At 62.2% G+C, this 23,956-nt stretch carries 20 protein-coding genes; 10 read left to right on the top strand and 10 right to left on the bottom strand.

Going from position 1 to position 23,956, the window contains the following annotated elements; translation table 11 throughout:
• Window positions 1-73 precede the first annotated feature (73 nt).
• From ACFVTE_RS18895 to ACFVTE_RS18875, 5 genes are all read right to left on the bottom strand, one after another.
• Window positions 74-313 (bottom strand): hypothetical protein, encoded by a 240-nt coding sequence (locus ACFVTE_RS18895; RefSeq protein WP_387102981.1) that lies wholly within the window; start codon window positions 311-313, stop codon window positions 74-76.
• A 145-nt stretch (window positions 314-458) separates the two neighbouring features.
• A complete protein-coding gene (gene iolG / locus ACFVTE_RS18890; protein ID WP_387102979.1) occupies window positions 459-1,472 on the bottom strand; it encodes an inositol 2-dehydrogenase in 1,014 nt (337 codons plus the stop codon).
• Window positions 1,473-1,549: 77 nt separating this feature from the next.
• Window positions 1,550-2,434, bottom strand: coding sequence for a sugar phosphate isomerase/epimerase family protein (locus ACFVTE_RS18885; RefSeq protein ID WP_387102978.1), 885 nt, complete (start codon window positions 2,432-2,434; stop codon window positions 1,550-1,552).
• Window positions 2,431-3,513, bottom strand: coding sequence for a Gfo/Idh/MocA family protein (locus ACFVTE_RS18880; RefSeq protein WP_387102976.1), 1,083 nt, complete (start codon window positions 3,511-3,513; stop codon window positions 2,431-2,433). The genes ACFVTE_RS18885 and ACFVTE_RS18880 overlap by 4 nt, the downstream gene beginning before the upstream one ends.
• A 152-nt stretch (window positions 3,514-3,665) precedes the next feature.
• Window positions 3,666-5,390 carry an IclR family transcriptional regulator gene (locus tag ACFVTE_RS18875; protein ID WP_387102974.1) on the bottom strand — a complete coding sequence of 575 codons (1,725 nt, stop codon included), beginning with the start codon at window positions 5,388-5,390 and terminating at the stop codon, window positions 3,666-3,668.
• Window positions 5,391-5,582: 192 nt separating this feature from the next.
• Between ACFVTE_RS18875 and chvE the strand changes: the two genes are divergently transcribed.
• The 6 genes from chvE (at window position 5,583) to ACFVTE_RS18845 (ending at window position 12,809) form a co-directional block, all read left to right on the top strand.
• Window positions 5,583-6,743 carry a multiple monosaccharide ABC transporter substrate-binding protein gene (gene chvE, locus ACFVTE_RS18870; RefSeq protein WP_387102972.1) on the top strand — a complete coding sequence of 387 codons (1,161 nt, stop codon included), beginning with the start codon at window positions 5,583-5,585 and terminating at the stop codon, window positions 6,741-6,743.
• A 72-nt stretch (window positions 6,744-6,815) separates the two neighbouring features.
• Window positions 6,816-8,354 carry a multiple monosaccharide ABC transporter ATP-binding protein gene (gene mmsA, locus ACFVTE_RS18865; protein ID WP_387102970.1) on the top strand — a complete coding sequence of 513 codons (1,539 nt, stop codon included), beginning with the start codon at window positions 6,816-6,818 and terminating at the stop codon, window positions 8,352-8,354.
• Complete coding sequence (gene mmsB / locus ACFVTE_RS18860) at window positions 8,351-9,592, top strand: multiple monosaccharide ABC transporter permease (protein ID WP_377993716.1); 1,242 nt, start codon at window positions 8,351-8,353, stop codon at window positions 9,590-9,592. Before mmsA ends, mmsB begins: the two co-directional genes overlap by 4 nt.
• A gap of 75 nt (window positions 9,593-9,667) precedes the next feature.
• Window positions 9,668-10,747: a maleylacetate reductase gene (locus ACFVTE_RS18855; protein WP_387102968.1), complete on the top strand. Its 1,080-nt coding sequence runs from the start codon at window positions 9,668-9,670 to the stop codon at window positions 10,745-10,747.
• A 142-nt stretch (window positions 10,748-10,889) separates the two neighbouring features.
• Window positions 10,890-11,828 (top strand): aldo/keto reductase, encoded by a 939-nt coding sequence (locus ACFVTE_RS18850; RefSeq protein WP_387102966.1) that lies wholly within the window; start codon window positions 10,890-10,892, stop codon window positions 11,826-11,828.
• A 48-nt stretch (window positions 11,829-11,876) separates the two neighbouring features.
• Entirely contained in the window at window positions 11,877-12,809 is a 933-nt protein-coding gene (locus tag ACFVTE_RS18845; RefSeq protein WP_387102964.1) for an intradiol ring-cleavage dioxygenase, read from the top strand.
• Window positions 12,810-13,394: 585 nt separating this feature from the next.
• On the opposite strand, the gene ACFVTE_RS18840 is transcribed toward ACFVTE_RS18845, so the two are convergent.
• From ACFVTE_RS18840 to ACFVTE_RS18830, 3 genes are all read right to left on the bottom strand, one after another.
• Complete coding sequence (locus ACFVTE_RS18840) at window positions 13,395-14,345, bottom strand: alpha/beta hydrolase (RefSeq protein ID WP_387102962.1); 951 nt, start codon at window positions 14,343-14,345, stop codon at window positions 13,395-13,397.
• A gap of 178 nt (window positions 14,346-14,523) precedes the next feature.
• Complete coding sequence (locus ACFVTE_RS18835; protein ID WP_387102960.1) at window positions 14,524-17,286, bottom strand: family 78 glycoside hydrolase catalytic domain; 2,763 nt, start codon at window positions 17,284-17,286, stop codon at window positions 14,524-14,526.
• Between the two features lie 137 nt (window positions 17,287-17,423).
• A complete protein-coding gene (locus tag ACFVTE_RS18830) occupies window positions 17,424-18,725 on the bottom strand; it encodes an MFS transporter (protein ID WP_387102958.1) in 1,302 nt (433 codons plus the stop codon).
• Between the two features lie 196 nt (window positions 18,726-18,921).
• On the opposite strand from ACFVTE_RS18830, the gene ACFVTE_RS18825 reads away from it, so the two are divergent.
• Window positions 18,922-19,500, top strand: coding sequence for a MarR family winged helix-turn-helix transcriptional regulator (locus ACFVTE_RS18825; protein WP_387102956.1), 579 nt, complete (start codon window positions 18,922-18,924; stop codon window positions 19,498-19,500).
• Window positions 19,501-20,008: 508 nt separating this feature from the next.
• Window positions 20,009-20,389, top strand: coding sequence for a hypothetical protein (locus ACFVTE_RS18820; protein ID WP_387102954.1), 381 nt, complete (start codon window positions 20,009-20,011; stop codon window positions 20,387-20,389).
• Window positions 20,390-21,702: 1,313 nt separating this feature from the next.
• On the opposite strand, the gene ACFVTE_RS18815 is transcribed toward ACFVTE_RS18820, so the two are convergent.
• A complete protein-coding gene (locus ACFVTE_RS18815) occupies window positions 21,703-22,269 on the bottom strand; it encodes a hypothetical protein (RefSeq protein WP_387102952.1) in 567 nt (188 codons plus the stop codon).
• A 172-nt stretch (window positions 22,270-22,441) separates the two neighbouring features.
• Here ACFVTE_RS18815 and ACFVTE_RS18810 point away from each other — a divergent pair, with 172 nt between their 5' ends.
• Window positions 22,442-22,723: a hypothetical protein gene (locus ACFVTE_RS18810; RefSeq protein WP_387102950.1), complete on the top strand. Its 282-nt coding sequence runs from the start codon at window positions 22,442-22,444 to the stop codon at window positions 22,721-22,723.
• Between the two features lie 31 nt (window positions 22,724-22,754).
• Window positions 22,755-23,027: a DNA gyrase subunit A gene (locus ACFVTE_RS18805; RefSeq protein ID WP_387102948.1), complete on the top strand. Its 273-nt coding sequence runs from the start codon at window positions 22,755-22,757 to the stop codon at window positions 23,025-23,027.
• 218 nt (window positions 23,028-23,245) lie between these two features.
• Here the strand turns inward: ACFVTE_RS18805 and ACFVTE_RS18800 are convergent, their stop codons facing one another.
• The gene (locus tag ACFVTE_RS18800) at window positions 23,246-23,866 is read right to left on the bottom strand and encodes a hypothetical protein (RefSeq protein ID WP_387102947.1); all 621 of its coding nucleotides are present in this window, start codon (window positions 23,864-23,866) and stop codon (window positions 23,246-23,248) included.
• Window positions 23,867-23,956 lie beyond the last annotated feature (90 nt).

The following is a 23,956-nucleotide window of genomic DNA, read 5'->3' as shown; positions in this document are numbered from 1 at the left end:
TTCTTTCTCGTTGTGCTTCTCAGCGGGGCGAAGTGCCGGAGGACCCCGATGTTCACTGCTGCGTAGAGCCGGGTTACGGCACCCGAAACTGAGCGAGTGGCACCGCAAAGCCGCCCTGTGTCGGTGGCGGGGTGTCGGGGACGAGGTCTTGCATCATGAGCATGCGGCGTTCGCCGTAAATGTTGTCTCTGATCCATACGACGCCGATGTCGGGGGCGGCTTCCACGACTGTTCCGCGGATATGGCCGTACCGGTCGGCGCATGCGACTAGATCGCCTTCACGGACATTCCATGCCCATTTTCCGGTTGACATGTTGTCTCCTCGATCGCTCGGTGCCAGCCGTGCACCAGCGCCGGCTGGCGTGGCGGAAGGAAGGCCGGGGTCCGATAAAAATGAAGGGAACTAGTGGTTGGACTGGGGCTTCCCCGGTTTGCAGGGAAACCCCAGCCGCGAGGGATTAGAACTCGACGACGCTCACGGTCTTGCCGGTGACGGCGGATTCGGCAGCCGCGTTGGCCAGGACGAGTGCCGATACTCCATCTGCGAAGTTCGGTGAGGTGGGCGCCCCGGTGCGGATGGACTGGGCGAAGGCCTCAAGCTCGGCGTAGTAGGCCTGAGGGTACCGTTCGAGGAAGAACGGCAGGTACGCATCTGACTCTTCTGTCCCTGCCGCACCGGACTTGCGCACCGTTGTGGGAGCAACGTTGCCGGCGGAGAGCATTCCCTGCGGGCCGAAGGCTTCCAGACGCTGGTCGTAGCCGAAGGCGCAGTGGCGGGAGTTGGTGATGGTGATGAGTTCACCGTCGCCGCCGCGGAGGGTTACCACTGCGGAGTCAAAGTCGTTGAGCTCGGCGATGTCTTTGCTGAACACATTTGATGCCACCGCCGACACTTCGACGATGTTCGGGACGAAGGAGCGTGCCATGTCCAGGTCGTGGATCGTCATGTCGCGGAAGATACCGCCGGAACCGGCGATGTAGTCACGAGGGGCCGGCTCGGGATCGCGGCTTGTGATGGTGAGCTGCTCGAGTTTGCCGATTTCCCCGGCTTCGACCCGGGTGCGCACGGCGGCGAAGGACGGATCGAAGCGGCGGTTGAAGCCGAGCATGATCGGGACGGTCGAGTTCTTGATCTGCTCACGGCAGGAAAGGACGGTATCAATGTCGAGGTCGATGGGCTTTTCACAGAGGACAGCGAGGCCGTGGGCAACCGAACGGGAGATGAGGTCCACGTGGGTGCTGGTGGGTGAGCCGATGATCACGCCGTCGAGGCTGGTGTCGGCGAATACTTCTTCGGGGTCCTGTACGGCGCGTGCCCCGGTGCTTTCAGCCAGCCGGCGTGCCCCGTCGATGAACGGGTCTGCGATCAGAACGAGATCGATTTCCGGGTGGGCGGCTATGTTGCGGGCGTGTACCTGCCCGATCCGGCCCGAGCCGAAAAGTGCCAGGCGCAGGCGTTTGTCGTTGGACATGGGTGTGGCCTTTCAGGAATGGAGAAGGGTTTAGTCGCGATGCCGGGGACGGCCGGGACGGTGCGGGTTGGGGCCGCTCAGCGTGCGAGGGTGGCGCCCGGGAAACAGTTGATCGCTGTTTCGTAAGCGCGCTTGAGGCCCTCGGCGACGGGCAGGCTGCGGTGTTCAGCGGAGATAATCTCCACACCCCAGGGTCCCTTGTAGCCGGCGTCGAGGGTTCGCTGGATGAACGTGCGGGTGTCGAAGTCGCCCTCACCGCAGTAGGCGCGGTTGTTGATGGTGTCTTCGAAGATGGTGCCAACGACGTCCTTGTAACCGTCGTCGATCTCCACGGCGAAGACCCTGTCCATGGGAACAACGTTCCATAGGTCATCGTGGGAAAGGCCCGACCTGTGGGTGTGCCAGATGTCGATCATCAGCCCCGCGGCGGGACTGTCCGAATGGGTCACCACTTTGACCGCTTCCTGGACCGTGCGCAGGTGTGAGAACGGTGTCGCCTCGAGGGCGAGCCGGACGCCGGACTCAGCAGCTTCGTCTGCCAGGTCGGAGAACGCGCTGGCCATCGTCGAGAGCGGCAGGGGGCTGTCCGTCATGCCGGCGCCGACCTTGATGTGCCGGGCACCGAGGGCCTTGGCGGCCTCAAACAGCTCCGCGCGTTGGATATCGGATTCTGCCCGCTCGGCTCCGGTGGCCCACCAACCGTTAAGGAATTCGACTTCGATGATGCCGATCCCTGCCTCGCGGATCATGCGCCCCAGCTCGGCGTAGCCGATGGTGCGGCGTGCCTGCAGCAGATCGTGGTGTACCAACCCAATGCCTGACCACCCGGTCTGCGCGATGCGGTTGATGCGCTCCTGGATCGGGATGGGACTGGTTTCGTCCGGGCGTCCGGGGGCGGTATCACCGGCGCTCACCCAGCAGGTTGCGATCAGCTGCGGAGTTGCGTTGGTTTCGCTGCTCATACGGTCTCGACCTCCATGGATGCTCCCTGTTCCTTCTCGGAGCGGTAACAGGCATCGACAATCCGAGCGACGGCCAGGGCGTCGGCGACCGGTGCGACTACCGGGGCGCCGGTGCGGATGCTCTCGATCCAGCCGCGCATTTCAGGGTGGAAGTTGCTGATGTTTTCCAGTTCGGGCAGTTCGGAGAACTTGTTCAGTTCGGTCCTGGCGAACGGCGGGGTGAAGTAGCTTTGGGTCCACTCGGTCCAACCGGCGCGCCAGCCGGCACGGTCCTGGTCCACGTAGACGCGCAACTTCTGGGGCAGGATGCCGATTTCCAGCATGCCGCCGGTTCCATAGACCGAGATACGGGAGCTTTCGAACCACTCAAGGTGGTCGTGCCCGTCGAAGCTGAAGGTCACAGACATGTCCGGGTAGTTCAGGAGGACGGCCGCGGAATCTTCCCGGCTCGACTCGTCGGACAAGCGGCCGGACTTGTGGACACGGGCGTTGACCGTATCGGGTGCACCGAACATGTGCACCAGGGAGTCAAGCATGTGGCATCCGATGATCCACAGTGCGCCTCCCATGTCGGCGGGCTGGTTCAGGTGTGCGGTCAGGTGTTCGCCGACGAGGGCAGCACCGCGGGCGGAGACGGAAACGACCTCACCAATGACCCCGGCGTCGATGAGTTCCTTGGCCTCTGCGATGGACTGGGCAAGGCGAACGTTGTAGCCGACCTGCACCACCAGCCCGGGCGCGGCCTTAGACTCGGCCTCGGCCAGCTGAACCAGGTCCTCGACGGATCCCCCGCCTGGTTTTTCGACGACAACGGACTTGCCGGCCGCCAGTGCACGCAGGGCGTGCGGGACCATGTCCTTGCTCTTGGAGTGGACCATGATCGCATTGATGCGGTCATCCTGGAGCAGCGCATCGATGTCGCGGGGCTCCATGTCGTACTTGTCGGTGAAGTACTGCAGCCGGGGATCGTCGTCCGCGGCCGCAACCACCTCCACCCCTTCAATTTCGCGCAGGGCGCGAACCCGGGCAGAGGCGTGCGGGTGTGTAATTCCCAGAAGTCCTACGACAATCGGTTCCAACGCATTGTCTCCTTCGACTGAGCACCTGATCGGTGCATTTGGTGGATGTTTGATCCGCCGGGCAGCGACGCCCGGCCGGAGCAATAAGATTCAGTATGTAGTGTCACCTAGTGGACAGCTTGTCCAAAGCATTTCATGGCGGGCGCTGTCGGTCAAGCTATGGCCTGCGACACGTCTGCGTCCTTCTTTGACGCTGTGGGCGGCGCGCCAAGATAGTCCGACAAAGCCTTGGTTCCCCGCAGGAGGAGATCGACGATGGACTGTTCGCCCTCTGGGCGGTTCAGAATGCCTTCACGGAGTCCACTGACGGACAGCGAGGCCGCAACTTCGCCGCGGTGGTCGAAGATAGGTGCCCCGATGGCGGCGATGCCCGGAGTGACGTTGTTGTCGCTGATCACGAAACCCTGGTCCCGGATGTGCTCCAGTCCGGAATAGAACTCTGAACGGGACCGCACGTCGCGCCATGGCTCGCCGCTGCTGGCAATGATCGCGGCATATTCATCCCACGAAGCCCGGTCTTCGAACGCCAGCAGCGCCCGGGGCGCGGCGCCGACATGAAGGGGGAGGGACTCCCCCAGTTTCAGGACGCGGCTGTTGACCCGGATCCCGTCAATGCGTTCGATGCAGACCGCCCGGGTGCCGCGGCGGATGCACAAGAAGGTTGTTTCCCCCGTTGCTGCGTGGATTTCGCGCAGGATGGGGGCTGCGGCCCGGCGGATATCCAAGCGGCTTGTGAGGTCGCCGGAAAGGGCGATCATTTTGCTTCCGACCCGATATGCGCCGCGATGGCCGATCTGTTCGACCCAGCCGGCTTCGGCCAAGGTAGCCAGCATCCGGTAAATGGAGCTGGCGGGTTCTTCGAGCAGCTCGGTTAGCCGGGTCGACGTCGCGATGCGTTCTTCTGCCAGGGCCGACATCAGCGCCGATGCTTTGGCAATGACGGCCGGGGCGCGGGGGGAGTCCCGCTCGGATCCTTCGGGAGGGTCGAGTCGGGCGGCTTCTTTTCCGTCGTTCGGGTCTTCCTGGGACATGGAGGCGGCGATGGCTTGGGCGGCGATATCCAGGATTTGCCGTGCAGCTTCCTCATGACCGAGGACTGTTGCCCGCAGGCCCGCGACCGAGATTGCGCCCAGCAGGCTGCCATCCTGCCGAAAGACGGGAACGGCAATTGAGGCGACGCCTTCGATGACCTCGCTGTCTTCAACGCTCCATCCGCGGTTGGCGGTGTGCTCGACCCTCTCCCTCAGCTGCTCTCCGGTGAGCGGTGTTTGGGAAGCGATACCGGGGTATGGGCCTGAGGCCAAGACGCTATGCCGGAACTCGGCGCCACCGAAAGCAAGGAGAGCCTGAGATGCAGCCCCGGCGTAAAGCGGAAAGGTCCGGCCGGGGGCCAAGTCGTGCAGGTCGACGTCGGCGCCCTGGATCTGGTCCAGGCATACGGCGCCGTTTTCGCGCAAGACGCAGAAGTAGGGACTCATGCCCAGCTGGCCGCGGATCCAGTTCAACTGTTCGCGCAGCTCTGTGCGGTCCACGAGTGCGTCGGCCGCCGCGTCGCCCAGTTTGAGTATCCCGGTGCCCAGCTCAAGCTTGCCGTCACCGCTCGATCGGACGAGTTTCGCCTGCTCCAGTGCAGCGACGATCCGGTACACGGTCGGCCGCGGCTCGGACACGACTTTCGCCAGTTCCGCCGGCGTTGACTGGCCAATACGGGCCAATTCGTCGATTACCTGGCTGGCTTTTTTCAACAGCTGGATGGTGTTCACCAACCGCCTCTTTTCTGACCCGAAGGGGCCTCTAGCATCTGCGTAACTACCGTCGCGCAGACGCGCCGCACATGAGCACCTCTGCCATTGTCGTCCGCCGGCCCAGCGTGCCATGGAAGGCCCGACTTGGGGTGTGCGCAAATGTAATGTGGAACACCACTAGCTTCAAGAGCTGGTACTGTGCGAACATGGTGTCCATTGTACGGCACCAAGTGCTCGCAATCACATCTAATTTCAGGCGCGGCGGTCGCGCCGGCGCAGAACTGACGCCTTCAGCGTCACGCGGCTCTCCAAAGGAGGAGAACGGTGTTTAAGAAAATTGTCTTGTTCGCTGCAACAGCAGCCACGTCACTGGTACTTGCTGGTTGTGCGGGCGGCGGTGCAGGCAGCGGCAATGGGGCCGGCGGTGGGACACAGGCTCCCGCTGATACCCGCATCGGAGTTTCGCTGCCGAGCCAGGATGAGGAGCGGTGGATCACCGATGGTAAGGCCATCAAGGAAGGGCTGGAGAAGGTCGGTTACCAGGTAGACCTCCAATACGCCAACAACGACATCCCCACCCAGCAGCAGCAGGTGGACCAGATGCTGACCAAGGGAGCGGACCTGCTGATCCTGGCTCCGCTCGATGGAACGGCGCTGGCTCCGCAGCTGCAGCAGGCTGCAGGGGCGAACATCCCGATCGTCTCCTACGACCGGTTCGTCCGGAACAGCGCCGACGTCGACGTTTATGTCACTTTCGACAACTTCAAGGTCGGCGCCCAGCAGGCCACGTCGCTGCTGATCGGGCTGGGTGTCCTCAACAAGGACGGCTCCGAAGGTTCCGCCAAGGGTCCGTTCAATATTGAACTTTTCGGCGGATCGCTCGATGACAACAACGCGACCTTCGTCTTCAACGGCGGCATGTCGGTTTTGCAGAAGTACATCGATAACGGCACCCTCGTGGTGAAGTCGGGGCAGAACAAGCTCTCCCAGGTGGCAACCGAGAATTGGTCGCAGCAAAAAGCCCAGGAGCGCATGGATAACCTGCTGACTGCCAGCTACGGTGGCGGAGCAGCCAAGCTCGACGGTGTCCTCACGCCTAATGACAGCGTCGCCCGCGGCGTTATCACCGCGCTGAAAAACGCCGGTTATGGGCCCACCCTGTCCTCAAAGCCCAAGCCGATGCCTGTCACGACCGGTCAGGACGCCGAGGTTGCTTCCGTGAAGTTCGTCAACGACGGTGTTCAGTTCTCCACCGTGTTCAAGGACACCCGCGCCCTGGCCGCGCAGGCCGTCAAGGCATCCCAGGACCTGCTGGCCGGGAAAGACCCCGAAGTCAACGACACCAAGTCCTACAACAACGGATCCAAGATTGTCCCATCGTTCCTGGTACCGATCCAGCCGATCTACAAGGACAACATCAAGCCCGCGCTGATCGATTCCGGGTACTACACCTCTGAAGAGGTCGCAGCCGGCCGCCTTAAGTAAGCGCCCCCGGGAGGGGCACACAGTGCCCCTCCCACCCCTTCTCCCCTACAAGACCGATAGGACGGCGGGCCAATGGCCGACCACATCCTGGAAATGCAATCCATCACCAAGACCTTCCCCGGCGTGAAAGCGCTGTCCGGCGTTTCGCTGGCCGTGGAACGCGGAGAGGTCCACGCCATCTGCGGCGAGAACGGCGCAGGGAAGTCCACCCTCATGAAAATCCTCTCCGGCGTCTACCCCGCCGGAAGCTACGGCGGTGACATCCTTTTCAAGGGGCAGACGTGTTCCTTCTCCGGCATCCGGGATTCCGAGCACGCCGGCATCGTGATCATCCACCAGGAACTGGCCCTCGTGCCGCACCTGTCGATCGCCGAGAACATCTTCCTGGGCAACGAGCGCCGCGGAGCATCAGGTCTGATCGACTGGCACAAGACGAACGCCGAGGCCGCCGAACTCCTCGCCTCCGTCGGTCTGCGGGAAGAGCCCACCACCCCGGTGGGGCACCTCGGCGTGGGCAAGCAGCAGTTGGTCGAAATCGCCAAAGCCCTGTCCAAGGAAGTGCAGCTGCTCATCCTCGACGAGCCGACCGCCGCGCTCAACGACAATGACTCCGCCCACCTGCTCGACCTGGTCCGGGCCCTTCGTGACCGCGGCATCACCTCGATCATCATTTCCCACAAACTCAATGAGATCGAAGCAATTGCCGATCACACCACCGTCATCCGGGACGGGAAGACCGTGGAAACCCTGGACATGGCAGATCCGGACGTCAACGTCGACCGCATTATCCGCGGGATGGTCGGCAGGGACCTCGAAGCGTTCTACCCCGACCGTGAGTCTAACCCTGGCGAGGTCGTTCTCCGGGTGGAGGACTGGAGGGTCAAGCATCCCACTCAGGACCGCCTGGTCGTCGATGGTGCGAGCTTTGAAGTCCGGGCCGGTGAAGTCATCGGCGTCGCCGGACTCATGGGCGCTGGACGCACCGAATTGATGATGAGCCTGTTCGGCCGCTCCTACGGCAAGTACGTCTCAGGCAAAATTTTCATGCACGGCAAGGAGATCCACACCCGATCCGTCGCCGCAGCCATCGAAGCACGGATCGCCTACGCCACCGAGGACCGCAAAGCCTTTGGCCTCAACCTCATTGATGACATCGCCCGGAACATCTCAGCCGCCGCGCTGGGCAAACTGGCGAGCTGGGGCTTCGTGAACCACCACGAAGAGGCAAGGGCCGCCGAGTTCGCGATGAAATCGATGAACATAAAGGCCCCGAACGTGAAGTCGATCGTCGGCAAACTCTCCGGCGGGAACCAGCAGAAAGTCGTGCTCTCGAAGTGGCTGCTCACGGACCCCGAGGTACTGATCCTGGACGAACCCACCCGCGGCATTGATGTCGGCGCAAAATACGAAATCTACACCCTCATTAACAGCTTCGTGGACGCCGGAAAGGCAGTGGTGGTCATCTCCTCTGACCTGCTCGAACTGCTCGGCACCTGCGACCGCATCTACGCGCTTTCTGCAGGCCGGATCACCGGGCAGCTGCCCAAGGCTGAAGCATCCGAGGAACGCCTCATGACACTCATGACCAAAGAGAAGGAACTCACAGCATGACCGTGACAGCCCCCCGGGGATCCCAAAGGAAAGATACGCCGGCTGCAGCAGCGGTCGTCAATACCGGAACCAGCGAAATCCGCGAGCTGTTCACCCGCAACCTGCGTACCAGCGGCATCTACGTCGCACTCGTGGCGATCGTGGCCCTGTTCGCCGGACTCACCGGCGGCGCCTCACTCGGTCCCGGAAACATCACCAACATCGTCCTGCAGTACTCCTACATCCTGATCCTGGCGATCGGCATGGTCATCGTGATCATCGCAGGGCACATAGACCTCTCTGTGGGTTCCGTCGTCGCTCTGACCGGTGCCGTTTCGGCGGTCGTCGTGATCCAACTCGGCCAACCATGGTGGGTCGGCGTCGTCGCCGCCCTCGCCACCGGCCTGGCCATTGGAGCGTGGCACGGCTACTGGGTCGCCTACGTCGGGATTCCGGCGTTCATCGTCACCCTCGCCGGCATGCTCCTCTTCCGTGGCCTGACCCTGGTCGTCCTCAACAACGTCTCCCTCTCCCCCTTCCCGGCCGACTATGGCCAGATCGCATCGGGCTTCCTCAACGGCCTCCTGGGAGGCGCAGGATACGACGTCTTCACGCTCCTCATCTTCGCCATCGCCGTGATCGGCTACGCCTTCAACCAGTACCGGACCCGCAAGACCCTGATCAGCTACAACCAGCTTGTCCCGTCATTCCCGCTGTTCATCGCCAAAATCCTCGTCATCGCCATCGCAGTCATGGTCTTCGCCTGGCAGCTGGCCATCGCCCGCGGTATGCCGCTTGTCCTGATCATGCTGGCCATCCTCATCATGGTCTACAGCGTCCTCATGCAGCGCAGCGTCTTCGGCCGCCAGGTCTACGCCATCGGCGGCAACGTCGTCGCAGCCGCCCTGTCAGGCGTCAAGGTCCGCACCGTCAACTTCTGGATCTTCGTCAACATGGGCTTCCTCTCCGCAGTGGCCGGCATCGTCTTCTCCTCCCGCTCCAACGGAGCCCAGCCCGGCGCCGGCAACATGTTCGAACTCGACGCGATCGCCGCGGCCTTCATCGGCGGCGCGGCCGTCACCGGTGGCGTTGGAAAAGTCGTGGGAGCCATGGCCGGCGGCCTCATCATGGCCGTCATGAGCAACGGCATGCAGCTGATGGGCATTGACCAGTCAGTGCAATCAGTCGTCAAGGGCCTGGTCCTGATGCTCGCCGTCGCCTTCGACATCTACAACAAACGCCGCGCCGGTTCCCGCTAACCGCTTCCCGCACAAAGAAGCCCCGCGGGAAATGAACCATTACGCCGACAACCCCCTTCAAAAAGGAGCCCCCTGATGACCCACCAGTTTGTATACGAAGCCCTCCCCATGCGGGTGCGCTTCGGCGTCAACTCCCTCACCGCCCTGCCCGAAGAACTCGACCAGATCGGACTCAAGCGCGTCCTGGTCCTCTGCTCTCCCGAACAGGAAGAAACCGGCAACCGGGTAGCCGAGGCCCTGGGTGAGCGCTGCGTTGGCGTCCTCCCGGAAGCCGTCATGCACGTGCCCAACGAAGTTGCACAGCGGGCCAGCGACGAGGCTTCCAGGGTCGGTGCCGACGGCTGCGTCGCCGTCGGCGGCGGTTCAGCAATCGGACTCGGCAAAGCAATCGCCCTCAAGCACGGGCTGCCGATCGTTGCCGTCCCCACCACATACGCCGGATCAGAAATGACTCCGGTGTGGGGGCTGACGACCGACGGACGCAAGGAAACCGGCAAGGATCCCCGGGTTCTGCCCCGCAGCGTCGTCTACGATCCCGAGCTCACCATGACGCTGCCGGCCGCCATGTCGGTAACCAGTGGCATCAACGCTATTGCCCACGCCGTTGAAGCCCTCTACGCGCCGGATGCAACGCCGATCATCTCGCTGATGGCCGAAGAAGGCGTCCGGGCCCTTGCCGTAGCGTTGCCCGCCATCGTTGCCGACAGCTCCGACCCCGACGCCCGCAGCAACGCCCTCTACGGATCCTGGCTGTGCGGTGCCTGCCTAGGCGCCACCACCATGTCGCTGCACCACAAGCTCTGCCACGCACTCGGCGGAACCCTCAACCTGCCGCACGCCCAAACCCACACCGTCGTCCTCCCCCACGCCCTGGCCTTCAACCAGCCAGCCGCTCCCGAAGCGACGGCGGCCCTGTCCCGGGCACTCGGTGGGGCGGCCGATCCCGCCGAACGGCTGTGGCAGATCGCCGGCGAACTGAACGCCCCCCGGTCCCTGGCCGAGCTGGGCATGAAGGAAGAAGACATCGACCGCATCGCCGAAGAGGCCACCAGCCGCTCCTACGGCAACCCCCGCCCGATCACCTACGACGACGTCCGCGGCATCCTGCACGCGGCATGGGCCGGCAAGCCACCGAGCGCCAACCCCACCGTCTAGCCCCAGGTCCACGACCTGTCATCACGTCAGTCGTGGCACCTGGCGGAGCCACACGGAGTAGGACCCTCCCTCACGGGTACAACCACAGGAGGGTCCTACTCCACCCCGTCCCACACATAGAAGAACAACTAGGAGGCAGACCTTGGTCGCCAAGCGGACCATCGCCCCAGGAATCGCCGTATCCCCACTCGCGCTCGGCACAAACGTCTTCGGCTGGACCGCCGACACCGAAGCATCGCACGCAGTCCTCGACGGCTACGTTGCTGCCGGTGGGAACTTCCTGGACACCGCCGACTCCTACTCGTTCTGGGCCAAGGGAAATACCGGTGGGGAGTCAGAAACCATCATTGGCAAATGGCTGGCCGCCAGAGCCGACCGCGACGACCTCGTCATCGCCACCAAAGTAAGTCACCACCCTCAATTTGCCGGCATGGCCCCGGAAACGATCCGGGCTGCGATCGACGCCTCGCTGACCCGCCTCGACATCGACGCCGTTGACATCTACTACGCGCACTTCGACGACCCCTCAACGCCCCTCATCGAGAGCATCGGGACACTGTCCGAACTCGTCGACCAAGGCAAGATCCGCTCCATTGGCATATCGAACTACACAGCGGAACGAATCGAAGAATGGCTCGACCTCACCGCCCGCGAAGGCTTTCATGCGCCCGTCGTCATCGAGCCCCAATACAACCTCGTCGAACGAGGAATTGAAGCCGATATCCTCCCCCTGGCCCGCACCCACGGCCTCGCCGTCGTGCCCTACTACTCCCTCGCCCACGGCTTCCTGACCGGAAAATACGATGACGGCGAGGAAATCGAAAGCCCCCGCGCCCCAGACGCAGCAAAGTACCTCAACGCCCACGGCCGGAAAGTCATCGACGCGGTCAAGAGCGTCGCCGATCAGCACTCCACCCAGCCCGCTTCCATCGCCCTGGCATGGCTCGCAGCGCAGAACGGTGTCGCGGCCCCCATCGCCAGCGCCCGCACAATCGACCAGCTCTCCCCCCTCGTTGAATCAATGCAGATCCAGCTGACCACCAAGGATCTGCAGCTGCTCGACGAGGCATCGCAACTCTGAGTCCCTGCCCGCATACTCGACACCACAAACAACAGCGAGGAAACGACAATGACCCAGCAGACCCGCGTCCCCGAAACCGAGAGCATCCCCGGCAGCCAGCACGTGTCCGAGGCACAACAAAACGTTGAGGAACAACTGGTCCGCAACGTGCTGCGCTCCTTCGACGACTGCCAGGACCCGCGGCTGAAGCAACTGATGCAGTCCCTCGTAACCCACCTGCACAACTTCATCCGCGACGTCCGGCTCACCGAAGCCGAATGGAACAAGGCCATTGAGTTCCTCACCGCTGTCGGCCACATCACCGACGACCGCCGACAGGAATTCATCCTGCTCTCCGACGTCTTCGGCGCCTCGATGCAGACCATCAACGTCAACAACGAAGCCTACGGCGACGCAACCGAAGCCACCGTTTTCGGCCCCTTCTTCGTAGAAGACGCCCCGCGCATCGAAAACGGCGAAGACATCGCCGGAGCCGCACCAGGAGAACCCTGCTGGATCGAAGGAAGCGTCAAGGACACGGACGGAAACCCTGTCCCCAACGCCCGAATCGAAGTCTGGGAAGCAGACGAAGACGGCTTCTACGACGTGCAGTACGACGACCAGCGTGTATCCGGCCGCGCCCACCTCTACAGCGACGAAGACGGAAACTACAGGTTCTGGGGCCTGACCCCCACCCCCTACCCCATTCCGCATGACGGACCAGTCGGAAAAATGCTGGAAGCCGTAGGACGCTCGCCCATGCGCGCTTCCCACCTGCACTTCATGGTCACCAAACCCGGACTCAGGACACTGGTCACCCACATCTTCGTCCGCGGGGACGAGCTGCTGAAATACGACACCGTGTTTGGCGTCAAGGAATCCCTCATCAAGGACTTCGTCCAGCAGGACGCCGGAACCCCTACTCCTGACGGGCGGCAACTCGGCGATCGCAGTTGGGCTCGGACCCGCTTCGACATAGTTCTACCGCACGCCGCGGACTAGGGCGAACTGCCGAACCACCTCTACGAGTTTTCCGGTGCATGCAATAACTGCATCCACCGGAAGCTCTGGCTTTGCAACGGATGTCAGATCTAATCACACCCCAACCTGACGTCGGTCTGCCTGATCAGCAAGGATTCGCCTGTTGGTGGAGCTTTGCTCTGTTCCCAAGCACCTATCAGGCTGCTCGGATTGTCATCACCCGCTTGTTCGCCAATCGATCTCTCTCAGGCACCGATTCTGCGGTGATTTCGATGTTTCTCGGGCTACCGCACCATGTGTTTCCTGCCCTCCGACCTGTCAGGGTGGGATCTGAGAACGTCATTGAGCCGCCGTCAGTAAAGCGGAATTTCGCCCTATTCTGACGACCGCAAATCGTCTCGCGCTGTTTCCTTTGTTCGTTGCCGTAGCTGTGATGGGTGGCTCCGGCTCAGCTGGAACGCTCGAGTCACGCCTCAGTGGGCCGGGTGGGCGTACCGTTGGCTCATTTTCACACGTCCGGTCCGCCCGTTGTGGCTTCGTATCCCAGGTGCAGGCGGTGCACTTGGGCTAAGTGCACCGCCTTCTAAGACTGGGAGGGGATCCGTGTCAGGCGTGGGACTCGAGCCAGTCGGCGATGGCGGTGATGCCGGTTTCTCCACCGGTTTCGTAGGGGGTGCTGAGGAACCCGTGCAGGGCGTCCTCTGCGAGCCATGTGTCGGCGGTCCCGCCGGCGGCTTTGACCCGGCGAGCGTAGTCCTCTCCGGAGGAGCGTATGGAGTCCAGCTCTGCGAGCAGGATCAGTTGTGGCGGTAGGCCGCTGAGGTCGGAGTCTGCCGGGAAAGCGTATCGTCCGTCGTCGTGGCCGCCGTCACCGAGGTAGTTTTGGGCCATGTCCTTGACCCAGGATGAGCTGAAGTAGACCATTCCGGCGGCCTTTTGGATCTTCAGAATTTCGGTGGGGTTCCATTTCGGAAGAACACGGTGGAGGCTCGGGTATGACAGGACGAGGCTTCTCGGTGCGGGGGCGCCTTCGTCCCGGAGCTTGAGCGTTGCACCGGCGACGAGAGCACTGCCGGCACTCGCGCCGCCGATATGGACTGACCCGACGCCTAGCCTTGCGGCGTTCGCTTGCACCCACCGCCAGCCGGTCAGTACGTCTTCGAGAGGTGCGGGGTAGGCGACGCCGTCGACGGCTTTTCTGTAGTCGATGGAGAGGACGTTGAACCTACGCCCTGCCAGGGCGAGTCCGACCCAGTTGGCTTCGGGCATGTCGAGGTCGCCTCCGACGAAGGCGCCGCCGTGGGCCCAGACCAGCAGGGGGCGCCCGGCGCTTGCCGGTGTTGAGTAGTAACGGGCGGGAACGTTGGGATCAATGTCGACATCAGTGATCTCAACGGCAGCGAGTTCGGAATGCGCTTGGCGAAGGCCTTCGGTTGTCTCGGCGGGGTTCAACTGCGTCGACATCGAGGACAGCATTGGAAGCAGTTGGGCCAGCGGGGGCAACCCTGAAGGGTCCGGCGCGTCAATGAGCTCCTCAAGAGTCATGGTTTCGTCCATGTTGGGTCCTTTCGGGTGAGGGGTTACGAGTCTTCAGCGGCTGGTGACCGAGTGTTGGCGGGGTTGTGTGCGGGATAGGGCGGAGGGTGTGTGGAGCGGCGTTGTCTCCGCCTTGAGGCCGGGTGAGCCGCCCGTTCCCGGCTGGATGCTGCGGGATCGGACGGCTCGGTTGGTCGTCTTAGACGAGTGCCGGGGCTGTGGCGCGCTGCCACTCGAAGGTGTACGTGCCGGATCCGACCTGTGCGGTGACGGCGGTGCCATCACTGTTCGTGTCCACGCCGGCGGCGTCGTCGAGGGTGGAACCGTCGATCGTTGCCTCCTGCGGTGATGCCCCGTCCAGGCGCACCTGTGCGGTCGTTCCCGGCGGGATGGCCACACGGAGTGTGACGCGCCCGTCGGTTATCGTCCATCTGGAGGAAACCTCGCCGAAGGGAGTGCCTGTCGAGGCCTCGACATGGGAGAAGCGCTCGTTCAGGAACGGATCGATGACGATGGTGCACCAGCCGGGTGAGGTCTGACGGATTCCCGCTAGGTGCTCGTATAGCCACCGGGCGGCGGCACCGAGGGAGTAGTGGTTGTAGGACATCGTCGGGTTTCCGTCCGGGTCGACCCCGGTCCAGCTTTCCCAGATGGTCGTCGCGCCGCGCCGGACCTGGTCAAGCCAGGATGGCGCCTCATCCTGCAGGAGTACGTCGAGGGCGACGTCGCCGTATCCGTGCTGGGTGAGTTGTTTGAGCAGGATGCCGGTGCTGAGGAACCCCGTGCCGAGGTGGTTGTCCCGCTCCCGGATCCGCTGCACAAGGCGGTCGGCGGTCTGTTGGCGCCTCTCCTCGGGGACCAGTGCGAACTCGAGGGCTCGGACGTAGGTACCCTGGGCGTCGGGTTCGAGCCGGTCGGGACCGGTCATGTATTCACGCTGCCAGGCGTCGCGTGCGCCGTCGGCGTAGCGGAGGAAGTGGCAGGAGTCGTCGTCCTCGCCCAGCAGCCCGGCGATCTCCGCGAGGAGCCGGCTCGAGTGCTCGAAGTAGGCGGTCGCTACCCACGCCCGCGGCGTCGCCGCGAGATCCTTCATCAGGGCGAAGACGTCGTTCGTGCCATCGCCTTCCCCGTCCGGCTCCAGCCATTCACCCCAGTGGTAGCCGGTGTCGACGAAGAATTCTTCGTGCGCTTCCGCGTGTCCCGTCCGCCCCTGGCCACGGGCTGACCGTGCAATGTGAGCGAAGCGCTCTACCCATTTCTTCATAGCGTCATAGTTCGTGCGCAGCGCGGCGAGCAGGCCGGTGGCCTGGTAGATCTCCCAGGGCACCTGGACGATCGCATCGCCCCAGCCCGCCGACCCGGAAGGCGGCATGGAGAGACCCGGGAGAATCTCGGCACGTTCGGCGTTCTCACGCCAGCTGTCCGCGTCCATCGGGACTACATCGGGAATCGTGCCGTCCGAGTGCTGCTGCAGGCGGGCATCGGTGAGCCAGTTCGCGAGGTAGGCGTTGGCGTCTGCAAAGAGCAGGGCCGTGTGGGCAAATACCTGGGCATCACCGGTCCAGCCGCTGCGCTCCCGGGTGGGGCAATCGGAGGGCACATCCATGAAGTTCCCGCGCATGCTCCATTCGACGTTCTTGTGGAACTGGTCCACCAGGGGGTTCGAGCTGGAGAAGCGGCCGTGGTAGCGCAGGTCGGCATGGACGGGAAGGCTGACGATCTCGACGAGTTCGACCCCTTCGGGAATGGTCAGCGACGCGTACCGGTAGCCCTGGGTGCAGAAGGCCGGTTCGAACACGTCTGTTCCGCCGGAAAGGATGAACACGTTGGGGAGGATCTGGAGCGAGGCAGCGTCTCCGCCGGGGATGAGGTAGGAGACGTCCACGTCGCCGTTCTTTGTCAGGACCTCGCTGTGGTCGACGGTGACGGTGCTGCCCACTGGGCCCCTGAGGGTTACCCGGGTGACGCCGTGGTGATTCTGGCCGAAGTCGGCGATCAGCGCTCCCGTCGCGGACCTCTTGATCGATACCGCGGCGAGGGGTGCCTTGCGGAGCATGGGCTCGCTGGACTCGCCGACGACTTCACGGGCCTCGTCGACTGCCACCACCGTGATGGGTTCGGGGACCTGTCCGTCGGGCTCATCCCATGTTGTCCGGAGGCGGGCGTCGATGGTCTCGCCGGCCCGCGGGTCGGAGTCGACGATTGGGCCGTGGCCGCCGTGCCAGTTGGCGTCGGTGACCACGGTGACTACCCGGCCGTCCTCCTGCTCGATTTCCAGGCGGGCGATTGCGGCTGTGCGGTTGCCGTAGATCGCCGGCTGGGCTTGCGCGCCGATCCGGCCGCGGAAGCGGCCGTCTGAGAGGATGATGCCGACCGCGTTCCCGCCCTGGCGCACCAAGTCGGTGATGTCACGCGCCTGGTATTCAACACGCTTGTCGAAAGCAGTAAATCCCGGAAAGTAGCCCGGCCCCGTAGCGTCTGCACCGTTGATGCTCAGGCGGTACCAGCCCAGCGCGGTGGAATAGACGCGTGCCCTCTTCACCGGCGCTGTGACTTCGAACTCCGTGTTCAGGTACTGGACCGGAGCCTTGACCCCGACCGGGGTCTCCTCGTCGAGCCTGATCCACTGCGCCTCGCCGAAGCCGGCGCCTCGAAGACCGGTATCGAAGGCGCTCCACTCGGACCAGTCAGAGACGGTATTGTGCTGGTCCCACACACGGACGCGCCACCGGTACGAGGTCTTCGCGGCGAGGCCGGGCCCGTCGTAGGAAAGCAACGGCGCTACTGGGGTGGCCAGCTTCCCGGAGTTCCAGACCACACCCGCGTCCGAGGAAAGCTCCACCTGGGCGTGTGGGAGGAGCACGTTACGCTCCTCGGCGCTGACTTTCCAGCTGAAGAAGGGATCATTGTCCACCCCAAGGGGGCCAACAAGCCCGTTCACACGGAGATCTTGAAAATGCATGTTCTTTCCTTATTTGCTTAGTGGCTGGGTACGGGCCCGCTGGAGCCAGGGCCACCCGGCCGGGGTCTCGGTGCCGCGGGATTGAGGGCGAATGAAAGCCGGTCGTCGAACGGTCGGCGTGTGAGCGTCTCGGGTGGTCAGCTTGCGCTGTTAGTCCGGGCTGGCACGCCAAGCTCCAACTCGAGTTCGTCTTCGACGTCGAACTCGTTGTGGCGGTCGCGTTTGCGGAACCCGAACCAGGCCACGGCCATACCAGCGGCGCTCACTCCGGCCAGGAACAGGTACATGGCGCTGGGCCCTGAGGTCAGCAACATGGGCGTGAAGGTGGCCAGAATGGCAGCGACAAACCGTGCCACTGCCAGGATCGTTCCCTGGGCGGTGGAGCGGATCAGGGTGGGGAAGGATTCCTGGGCCCAGACCTTCATGATCGTTTCGAAAGCGAAGCCAGCGCCCACTGCACCCAGAACGCCGGAGGCAATGTAGGTCGTGGCGGAGAAGCCAAAGATCACCGGAACTAGAAGGCTCACCACGTAGAGGACGGCGCCGCCGGTGAAGTACCCGAAGCGGCGGGGACCGTCGGCGATACGCATGAACCAGAAGTAGCTGAGCATCAGGACCGGCATTGCGATCAGCCCGAACAGGGAAGCGGAGGACACGTCCAGCCCGGCAAAGTTGACCAGCATGTAGGTACCGAACTGGCCGGCGGTGTTTGCAGCGAGGTTGACCAGCGAGTAGAAGAGGACCAGCACAATCAGCGGGGCACGGTAAGGCTTGGTGAACAGGGCGCGAGCACCGGCCTCTGATGCACGGACGGTGTGCAAGCCCCTGGCCCGCTCTTCCCGCGCGGCGAGCCACAAGGGCGATTCAGGAATGCTCAACCGGGCCATGAGTACGACCGCGGCGACGACCCCGATATGCGCGAACAGGATCTGACCGCCCAGGCGGCCGAGGTTGCCAACGGCCGCGGAGAGGATGATGGCGGCAACAACACCGACGATCCAGAGTACGTTGGAAAAGCTGATCAGACGGCCACGAGTCTCATCGTCGGCCGCCTCGGAGATGGTCGACAGCGAGACCGGCAGGTCAGCACCCGTGCCAACGCCCACGAGCAAGGTGCCCGCCAGCAGGGGAACAAACGAGCCCGAGGTGGCCAGCAGGATGGCTCCGGCGATGATCAGCAGCATGGTAATCGAGAACACCGGACGGCGTCCGAACCGGTCCCCCAACCGCCCTCCAGCCAGCGCGCCCACTGCAACACCGAAGGTGATCGACCCTGCAAGCACACCCACCTCGCCGGGCTTCAGCCCGAAAGCGGCCTGATAAATCACAATGGCGGTCCCGAAACTGATCAAGGCGGCCGCGTCAATGTACGAGGCCATACCCGCCACCACAGCAACACGCCAGGGACCCGGGCCACGCCCGGCTTTCAATACAGTCATTGTCTTCTCCTTTGAAGCACACCAAGCCCCTTCAGATCGGGGAGTGTGACGACCGACACCTACTGTGGCCGCTCAACTATGAAAACATAGTATTTCTTAAAGTAAAATATCTACTGTCGAAAGTTGCATAAAAACTTGCCTGCATCCGTTTGCTGTGATGACATGGGTTGAGAGACCCCAGCAGGAGGGAACGACCATGCCCCGACCCAACCCGGGAGAACTGGCGGCGGGCGAAGACGTTGACATTTCTCCGGTGCTCGAACGCCACCCAATGGATCTGCTCGTGTCCTTCAGTGCTCTCATCCACCACGGCGACAGCCTTCACCTGCGCCGAGAGGTGATGGCTGCGATCGGCTTTCCCAGCGACGACGTGCAACTGTTCCTCGTGGTCAACCAACTTGCCCTGCGTGGAGCCATGCGCCCCACAACACTCGCGGACGCAATCCAAACCGGCCGCTCCAACATGACCAAAATCGCCGGGCGGCTGGCGAAGGAAGACCTCGCAGTAAAAATTCCGGACCCCGGAGACGACCGCGGCGTCCTCCTCGCCCTCACACACAAGGGCCGCGAACTCGGAAATGCCATTGTCAAGCACGACAACGCCATGATGGCGAAATTCGTCGAAGGGTGGAGCCAGGACGACCTCGCAACCTTCCGGCGCCTCCTGGCGAGGTTCACCGTCAGCGTTGGTGGGACATTACCGCCCGCGACTGCCGACGCTTTCGGATTCCCGCGGGCATCCGACGTACTGGCTGACTTCGCTGCCGGCAAATAGCGCTCCGCCACGATGTCCGCTCGTCAGCCCGACGAAGCCACAATTCCTTCCGCTTGGACTTTCCGCGACCCCGCAACGTCCAGGGCCGCTCAATGAACAATGCGTCTCGAACACAGCAAGGCTAGGTTCAGCAACACGCACCTTCGTCACTGAACTACACCCCAACCTGACGTCAGGTGCCTGACCGAATGGCCGTCAGATTAGGGCCTTAATCGGCATTTCTGGGCACGCTCTCGAGAAGATCTAAGATCCCATCCTGACAGTTTCGAGTCCAACCACCTTATCCACGGATGTCTGCACTTTCTTGGAACGGGAACGACCGCCAGTGGGACGCCGCCGCGGATTCGGTCCATCGGGTCCGTGTAATGGGCACGTTGGCGACCTTGCAGATAAATGCCATGAATACTCGAGCCCATTTCTAAGCGAGCGGTGGATTTATGACGGATGGATGACCCATAGAACCGCATGTCAACGCAGGTATGCCGGGTTCAAAGCTGATGATAAGTCTGTGGCTAACTATCCGTACCGCAGCCTGACCAGCGCGATCAAAGACACGGCGTCTCCGTTGCGGCAATACCTAGACACCAGGTTCCCGAATGTTGAACCTCTTCAGAAGGATTACCGGTCCTGGACAGGGAAACAACTGCTGGTCGCCCCGCTTGCTGAAGGCGGGGCTAACCCGGGAACACTTGGAGCTGCATTCGACTTCGAGATGCGCTTCCGAATTGACCCCGGCTATTTCCCCGACATCGCTGTGCATGCGTCCCAGGGAAAACGGGAGAAGTCGGTCCGTGAAGTGATCGACCAAGCGCGCTTCGCAGCCCGGGATGGGGACCACGTAACCCTGCGCCGAGCATGCTGGGCCCTTGCTCTCTGCACCGAGGTTTAGCGTGGGGCTTCGCCCCGGATCGCCCCTGAACAACGGCAGCCTCAGTGCTGCACGGCTTTTGGCTTTCGCTCCCGAAGATGCTCTCTGGCAATTGGACCAGATGGCATCTCTCGCTCAACGTCGGCTGTTCCCCTATCTCGCCGCTCCCTGTTATCTGGGACCCCAATTTGATTCCTCCGCGCGCTGTCCTGCTGACGCCGACGTGATCAGCAATGGGGTTCTCATCGACTTTAAGACCTCAGTGCGTGGCAACGCACTCTCACGCGAAGACCTGTACTAGCTGCTTGGCTACACGTTCTTTGACCGCTCAGACCAGTACGGCATTCATATGGTCGGCATCTACGCAGCGCGTTTCGGAGCCCTTATCTGTTGGGATCTGCAGCCGACCCTTGAGCTCCTTGCCGGTGGACGGGTCAGTCTTGCCCAAGAGCGTAAGAAAGTATGGGCCCTGCTCAGTTAATGGAACCCACCACTCGCCAGGGGTTGTTCCGATGTGTCGCATAACTAACGGTGAATACACCGCGTGATGAAGAAGGTTGTGCGACATAGTTACGAGAACGGCCGACCGCCGTCCGGCTTGCGCTCATCAGCAAAAAATTTCCACCACGCCGTTGACGCGATTACTCGGGCAGCGAGACGGCTCTTATCTCAAGGGTTATGCAACATCGGGTCTTGTAGTTGGGGCCGCTCTGCGAGGCATTTATTCGGACTGGGCATACGGGGCAGTCAGCTCAGCACCCAGAACGGCACCGCGCGAGTGCCTGGCAGATCCCTGTGCCGGACCGGCTTACGGGACGATTTGCGGACTGGCCTCTTCGGGACGTTGTGGTGACAAGGTCGGCGCTTATTCCCCGGAGTGACTATCGACGTTCCTTATTGTCCCTAGCCTGAGAGGTGCTTATCACAGCGGCATCATGGTGGTTAGACTCCGGTATGAATAAAAGGGAGACCCGCGCATCGCTTCTATTCATGGCGATCGGTTTGATCGCTATCTGGTCAAACGTCATCTTCCGGGGATCGGAAATTTTGACTTGGATCTTCCTAGGGATCGCGGCGATCGCCTTGGTCCTCGGGATCACGGTGCTCGTAAGGTCCCTGCGCAGACAGCGCAACGAATACTGGAATGAGCATAATCCGTCCGCCTAAAGGGAAGTTTCTAGTTCAGGGACAGTGGAAGGCAACGCCGAACACCCGTAAGGCGTTCCATCACCGCCAACGCTTGCAGGCCAACCCGGCGCAATAACATCACGCCTGGTCGCTCGCCCGGCCTGACCCCAATTTGCCTCTGGCGAGCCAGCTGACATCACTGTCAATCAGTAATTGGGTTGAATCCAATCCGTCGTAATTGGCAGGAACTCGAGCTGGCGGCCAGGATCAAGCGGCGTTCCGAACTCCACTTCCGTCAGAATGGTGACGTCACTTAGCATGGCCATCTTCTCGATGATGCCTGTGGTGCCATTGATCACGGCGGTGGCGCGGAATGCTGGGTCTTCTACATGCTCGAAGGTAATCAGTAATGACCGCCGGCCAATCTCTTGGATGAGCATCGGGTAGAAGCTCTCGCCGCCACGACCCCACATCAGAAGCGCCTCGGGGTGAAGCATTCGGACCTCGGTCGGCATGCCGCGAGGGAATTCAACTGCATGCGGAGGATCAGGTTCCACCGAGAGCATGCCGTCAACCGCCGACCACCTCTGCCCCTGATCGGTAACCATGTGCCATTCCTCTGCCCCCGCGTCCAGCTCCGCAACAAACTGATAATGGCTCCCGCGGAACTGACTGATACCTTTCACCCGCATGGAAGTATGCGTTCTCAAAGCCACGATCTCGCTCAGCAGACTGGAACTATCAGACCGGTCAAGGACTGTATCTAACTTCATGGTCCATCCTCATCACAAAACACCGGCAGAAAGAACAAAACCACGCCCAAACAGGGAAATTCCCCAAAGACCGTCCCGTGACGGGTTCGACTCCTGAGAATCCGACCAGGCTTGGATCGGATCCGGTCGTGCGATTCACGGGACTGCGCCGTGCAGATGAGACACTTTCGACATGGACGTATTTATGGTTTGGCATGTCGGTCATGCCAAACTTCTGGACGGATCCCCAACAGAACATTTCGGTGAGGACGGGGAACTGAGCTGGGACGAACGATCCGGTGACGATCCGAAGATCCTGGGGATCTACGCGACAAAAGCCGAAGCCGAAGGCCGAATTGAAAGAGCTCGGCAGCAGCCAGGCTTCAAAGATGAACCTGATTGCTTCATGATCGACACCTTTACGCTGGGCGAGGACCAATGGACCGACGGATTCGTAACTATTCATTATGAATAACTAGGCCGTTGTCTCGTGCAAGAATCGGCGGATGGATGGGGATGAGCGGCAGATACGGCAAGAATTGATGATCCTAGCTGCCCTGGTACAGGCGATGTATCGGCGCGACGAGGTCTTCCAGATGATTGAGGGTTCAGACGACAGCGGCGAAGCAATTCGCCGTGTCGGTCAGCTGTTGGGTGTGGGAGAGTTGGGCAGCCGGGCAGTCCTCGACCTGCAGGCCAGAAGATTCACCCGAGACCAGCGTCAGGCCCTCGCTTCCCGTGCAGAAGAACTTAGAGCAATGTTGCCTGACGGCCACTGAGGACTTGGTGTTCTTCGTCCGATCACTGCTTCCTTCATCTACCGATGGGTTCTGCGGTATGGTGATCCGACCTCTCCGGCTTCCACTTTGGAGTAGACCAAGGAAACTGGCCCGGTTGAGGTTCGGCTGATGACCTCTCTACATCTTGTCAGGCGCCACCGACGGATGTCGGCCGAGACGCCATTCGAGGCCGTCCACCTCGACGCTGACGACCGCCGTCAGCTACCGGGCCTGAAGGTTACCTCGCCGGTCGACTCCCGGAACATGACCATCTCTCCGTACTTCTCAGCAATTTGGAGGACAGCAGGGTTGCTTTCCAGGGGAAAGCCCTCTTTTCGCACTGTAACTACAACGGTATCTAGAGCATTGTTCAGCCCGATCCCCTGGATGTCCCCATTCACCTGCACGAGGTACTCTGCTGCGAGGATGTCCTTCACCCTGCCGAGGGAAGACCAAGACCATTTCGCGGGTTTTGTGAGCACGCGCTGGCGTCCGGGATCCAGCTTGTTTGCCAGCTCCTCAAAACCTGATGCCGCCGGATGGTCAGGCTGCGCAACGCCCACCATCAGGTGCGAGGAATCAGAAGAAAAGTAGCCTCCCGAAAAGACCTCCGGATACACCGCGATGTAGTCGCGGATCTTGTCATTGATGACGTTCAGCTCCGAGCTGGCTTGTCCCTTGAAGGACGGCTCGGTATAGAGCCGGATGCCTGATGCCTCCGCCGAGGTTGCCTGCGTCAGTTGTCCCTGTGCGGATGTGTTCGCTGGGTACGGCTCAGAGCATCCGGTCAGGGACAAACCGACGAGCGCCGCTATCAGGAGCGGCGAAAAATTCCGCATGTCGACGAGACCTCCTTTGCAGCCTTGCAAAATGGATCGGCTCCCGCCAAATTTCAGCGCCTACAACGCAGTATCAAGCCGGCTCACCTG

The organism is Arthrobacter sp. NPDC058097, assembly GCF_042884885.1.
Lineage (GTDB): Bacteria > Actinomycetota > Actinomycetes > Actinomycetales > Micrococcaceae > Arthrobacter.
Note: the sequence above shows the minus strand (reverse complement) of the source record. Positions and strands in the feature narration are given on the sequence as shown.

Coding starts and splice junctions, on each gene's coding strand:
- ACFVTE_RS18895 (WP_387102981.1), bottom strand. CDS start 313: ATGTCAACCGGAAAATGGGCATGGAATGTCCGTGAAGGCGATCTAGTC.
- iolG (WP_387102979.1), bottom strand. CDS start 1,472: ATGTCCAACGACAAACGCCTGCGCCTGGCACTTTTCGGCTCGGGCCGG.
- ACFVTE_RS18885 (WP_387102978.1), bottom strand. CDS start 2,434: ATGAGCAGCGAAACCAACGCAACTCCGCAGCTGATCGCAACCTGCTGG.
- ACFVTE_RS18875 (WP_387102974.1), bottom strand. CDS start 5,390: ATGGCACGCTGGGCCGGCGGACGACAATGGCAGAGGTGCTCATGTGCG.
- mmsA (WP_387102970.1), top strand. CDS start 6,816: ATGGCCGACCACATCCTGGAAATGCAATCCATCACCAAGACCTTCCCC.
- mmsB (WP_377993716.1), top strand. CDS start 8,351: ATGACCGTGACAGCCCCCCGGGGATCCCAAAGGAAAGATACGCCGGCT.
- ACFVTE_RS18855 (WP_387102968.1), top strand. CDS start 9,668: ATGACCCACCAGTTTGTATACGAAGCCCTCCCCATGCGGGTGCGCTTC.
- ACFVTE_RS18845 (WP_387102964.1), top strand. CDS start 11,877: ATGACCCAGCAGACCCGCGTCCCCGAAACCGAGAGCATCCCCGGCAGC.
- ACFVTE_RS18840 (WP_387102962.1), bottom strand. CDS start 14,345: ATGGACGAAACCATGACTCTTGAGGAGCTCATTGACGCGCCGGACCCT.
- ACFVTE_RS18835 (WP_387102960.1), bottom strand. CDS start 17,286: ATGCATTTTCAAGATCTCCGTGTGAACGGGCTTGTTGGCCCCCTTGGG.
- ACFVTE_RS18830 (WP_387102958.1), bottom strand. CDS start 18,725: ATGACTGTATTGAAAGCCGGGCGTGGCCCGGGTCCCTGGCGTGTTGCT.
- ACFVTE_RS18825 (WP_387102956.1), top strand. CDS start 18,922: ATGCCCCGACCCAACCCGGGAGAACTGGCGGCGGGCGAAGACGTTGAC.
- ACFVTE_RS18815 (WP_387102952.1), bottom strand. CDS start 22,269: ATGAAGTTAGATACAGTCCTTGACCGGTCTGATAGTTCCAGTCTGCTG.
- ACFVTE_RS18810 (WP_387102950.1), top strand. CDS start 22,442: ATGGACGTATTTATGGTTTGGCATGTCGGTCATGCCAAACTTCTGGAC.
- ACFVTE_RS18805 (WP_387102948.1), top strand. CDS start 22,755: ATGGATGGGGATGAGCGGCAGATACGGCAAGAATTGATGATCCTAGCT.
- ACFVTE_RS18800 (WP_387102947.1), bottom strand. CDS start 23,866: ATGCGGAATTTTTCGCCGCTCCTGATAGCGGCGCTCGTCGGTTTGTCC.